The organism is Chlamydiota bacterium (genome assembly GCA_016178055.1).
Classification (GTDB): Bacteria; Auribacterota; JACPWU01; order JACPWU01; family JACPWU01; genus JACOUC01.
Map to the genome: position 1 here is coordinate 1 of JACOUC010000031.1, position 3,300 is coordinate 3,300.

Below are 3,300 nucleotides of genomic sequence, written 5' to 3' on the forward strand. Positions count from 1 at the left end.
ATGAAACTCAGTCATAAATTCAGAACTCTAGTGGTTGCTATGATTCTCCTGGCGGGGTTAGGGGGGGTCATCGTTCGGCTTTTTTTTCTTCAAGTTCTTTGGCATGATTTCTTTTTTGAAAAGGCTTCCAGACAGCAGCGGTTCAGCTTGACACTCCCGCCTAAAAGGGGCAAGATTCTTGACCGTAAGGGTAGGGACTTAGCGATTAGCGTTCCCATTAAATCCTTTTACGTTGTTCCTTCTGAAATTAAGGATATGGCTAAGACGGTGACGGCCTTAGCCAAGATTTTTTCTTTGAATCAGAAGGATATTTATAAAAAAATTGCAAAGAAAAAGAATTTTATATGGATTAAGAGAAAGGTGGATAAAGGGGAAGCGTCCGCATGTTTGGCTTTGAAGTTAAAAGGGGTCTATTTCATAGAAGAAACGAAGCGAATTTACCCTGGTGGGAAGCTGTTAAGTCATGTTTTAGGATTTACAGGTCTTGATGACAAAGGTTTGGAAGGGTTAGAGCTTCAGTTTAATAAATATTTAAAAGGTAAACCGGGTTGGAAGTTGTCAGAACGTGATGCAACGGGACGGGAGGTTTTGACTCCCTTAAAATTTGAGGTTCGTCCAGAAGATGGCTTTAATCTTGTTCTGACCATTGATGCTGGGATTCAAACCCTTGTAGAATCTCAGTTAGATCAGGTGATGGAGGAGTTTGATGCCCAGAGCGCAACAGCGGTTGTGATAGAACCTCAAAGTGGTGAGATTTTGGCTCTGGCAAATCGGCCTGCTTATGATTTGAATGAGGTCTCGAAATATCCATCTTCGGTAAGACGTAATCGGGCCATTACTGATTTTTTTGAACCCGGTTCGACTTTAAAGCCGGTGGTTGTCTCGGCTGCTTTACAGGAAAAACTCGTTAAACTTTCGGATCGGTTTTATTGCGAAAATGGAGTTTTCTCAATTCCGGGGGGGCATCTTCTTCATGATGTGCACCCTTATGGGGTGCTTTCGGTAGAGGATATTGTCGTTAAATCAAGTAATATTGGAATGGCAAAAATTGGATGTCGTTTGGGCGCTCATCAGCTCTATCACTATTTAAAAAAGTTTGGTTTTGGGAATGAAACAGGGATTGATTTACCAGGGGAAATTTCAGGCTGGCTTCATCCCCTTTCCCAGTGGTCAAAATTGACTCCTTACATGGTTCCCATGGGGCAAGAGATTACGGTGACGGCCGTTCAATTGGCGAGGGCCTATTGTGCCCTAGCCAATCAGGGTGTTTTGGTAAGGCCCCATTTGATTCGCCAGATTGTTGATACCGAAGGGAATTCCATTTTGCAAGCGAAGACTCAAGGGAAGGAACAGGTGCTTTCGCAAGAAGCCGTGAATCAAATTGTTCAAGCGATGAAGGGTGTTGTCAGTGAGGACGGGACGGGTTATAACGCTCAGGTTGAGGGATATTCGGTTGCTGGTAAAACAGGAACTGCGCAAAAAGTTGTTGAGGGGGGAAAATATTCTCATTCAAAATTTGTTTCGTCATTTGTAGGTTTTTTACCGGCAGATCATCCTCAAGCGGTTGTTTTAGTTGTGGTCAATGAACCTCAGCATTTTCATTATGGCGGGACTGTTGCTGCTCCTGCTTTTAAGGAAATAGCCGGTGACTTGATGCGATATTTAGAAGTGCCTCCAGATCAGATGTTGGCAAAGAAAGAAAAAACAGAATGAAATTACGTCATTTAATCACTCAGTTGGAAATTTTGAAAGTGAGTGGAAATTTAGATCAAGAAATTTCTGGGATTTCATACGATTCAAGAAAGATCAGTCCTGGAGATTTGTTTGTCGCATGGCAAGGGACATATTCAGATGGTATTTCCTTTGTTGAAGAGGCTTTGAGTCGAGGGGTAGTTGCCTTCTGCCTTGAAAATGAATGGAAAGGAGCATCATCGACTACTGATTCTATCCCTCGGGTCCGTGTGAAAGATGCCCGCTCTTCCTTGGCTGATTTGGCGAAGGCTTTTTATAGAAACCCAACTCAGGCGCTTCAGACGATTGGAGTTACGGGGACCAATGGAAAGACAACTGTTAGTTTTTTAATTGAGTCTATTCTTCGCTCTTCAGGAATTCGTTGCGGACTTTTAGGAACTGTTTTATACAAGATAGACGAGCGCTTCATGGTTGCCGATCGGACCACTCCAGAATCTTTGGATATTCAAAAGTTTGCTCATGATATGGTAAATTCGGGTTGTTCGTCTCTTGTGATGGAGGTTTCAAGTCATGCCTTGGAACAAGGAAGGGTGAGAGGGATCAATTTTGATGCGGCCCTCTTTACAAATTTGACGCAGGATCATTTAGATTATCATAAAAATTTTGAAAATTATTTCCGAGCGAAGGCTCGTCTATTTGAAAATTTAAAGCGGGACGCAGTGGCCGTCATTAATGAAGATGACTTTTATGGGAAAAGGTTATCACATCTTACTTCAGGGCGAATCGTGAGTTATGGGTTTTCGCCAGAGCGCATGGTTTGGGCGAGAAATATTGTCCTAAATTCTGAAAAAAGTGTTTTTGAAATTGTTTTTCCAGAAGGGGTCATAAAATTATCTCTTTCGATCTTAGGCAGGTTCAATGTGACCAATGCCTTGGCTGCTTTTGCTGGTACTTGGGCTTTGGGGGTTGATCCCGAAAAGATTAAAGAGGGATTAGAGGCTTTAGATCAGGTTCCAGGCAGAATGCAATTTGTTCCTATTCCTTTACCTTTTCAGGTTATGGTGGACTATGCGCATACTGAAGATGCTTTAAAAAATGTCTTATCGACTTTACGCCCTTTGGTCAAGGGGCGCTTGATCACTGTTTTTGGCTGTGGGGGAGATCGTGATTCTGATAAGCGGCCAAAGATGGGACGGGTCGCGGCTCTTTTTTCTGATCAGGTGGTGATCACTTCTGATAATCCAAGGAGTGAGGACCCCTCTTTCATTGCTTTACAGATTGAAGAAGGAGTGAAAGAATACCAAAAACCGTTTAAGAGAATTTTAGATCGTCGAGAAGCCATTGAATTTGCAATGAGCGAGGCCCAAGAAGGAGATTTGATACTCATTGCTGGGAAGGGTCATGAAAAATTTCAAGAGACAGGTCGTGTTCGTATTCCATTTGATGATGTGGTGGTGGCGGAACAAACAGTTCAAAGTTTAAAGTTCAGTGCGCCAAGCAAGCCAACAAAAGCAAGCCGAAATAAGGAGCCTGAGTAAAGGCTAACCACCGACTCAGAACTGAACTCTGCACTTGGAGAGGCAACGAACCGAGTGAAGCCAGAGGGAA

At 43.0% G+C, this 3,300-nt stretch carries 2 protein-coding genes; both read left to right on the forward strand.

Translation table 11 applies throughout. The features are described from left to right. Positions 1-1,713 (forward strand): penicillin-binding protein 2 (locus HYS07_03930; GenBank protein ID MBI1870326.1); only part of this gene is annotated, 1,713 nt, incomplete at its 5' end. Further along, positions 1,710-3,230 carry a UDP-N-acetylmuramoyl-L-alanyl-D-glutamate--2,6-diaminopimelate ligase gene (locus HYS07_03935; protein ID MBI1870327.1) on the forward strand — a complete coding sequence of 507 codons (1,521 nt, stop codon included), beginning with the start codon at positions 1,710-1,712 and terminating at the stop codon, positions 3,228-3,230. The genes HYS07_03930 and HYS07_03935, both read left to right, overlap by 4 nt. Positions 3,231-3,300: the final 70 nt, after the last annotated feature.